Source organism: Halobellus captivus (genome assembly GCF_007655485.1).
Taxonomy (GTDB): domain Archaea; phylum Halobacteriota; class Halobacteria; order Halobacteriales; family Haloferacaceae; genus Haloquadratum; species Haloquadratum captivum.
The window spans coordinates 714074-714461 of sequence record NZ_VJXQ01000002.1; the positions used below are offsets into that span (position 1 = coordinate 714074).

Genomic DNA, 388 nt, shown 5'->3' on the forward strand with positions numbered 1-388 from the left:
ACGGATGAAAAAGAAACTCGAAGAAAAGCGAATCTTTCAGAAGGACCCTTGATGGGTTGAAGGTGCGGTGCATCGGCTCTGTTATCCAGTCGATTGACTTTCAGAAGGACCCTTGATGGGTTGAAGGAATATCAGAGTCTCAGACGGCGAATTTAAACAGACTCCTTTCAGAAGGACCCTTGATGGGTTGAAGGAACCCCTGCGGGATCCTCGCTCCCGATGAGGATACCTTTCAGAAGGACCCTTGATGGGTTGAAGGAGGGTGGGTTTGAATGACCTATGGGGGTGGGACTGTCTTTCAGAAGGACCCTTGATGGGTTGAAGGCTGACGCCGCTTGAGGCCGAGTGCGTCAGCGAGGCCTTTCAGAAGGACCCTTGATGGGTTGAA

The 388-nt window shown here is 51.5% G+C and carries 1 CRISPR repeat array.

What is annotated here, in order from left to right:
- Positions 1 to 33: 33 nt before the first annotated feature.
- Positions 34 to 325: a CRISPR direct-repeat array (repeat unit 30 nt; unit sequence CTTTCAGAAGGACCCTTGATGGGTTGAAGG).
- Positions 326 to 388 lie beyond the last annotated feature (63 nt).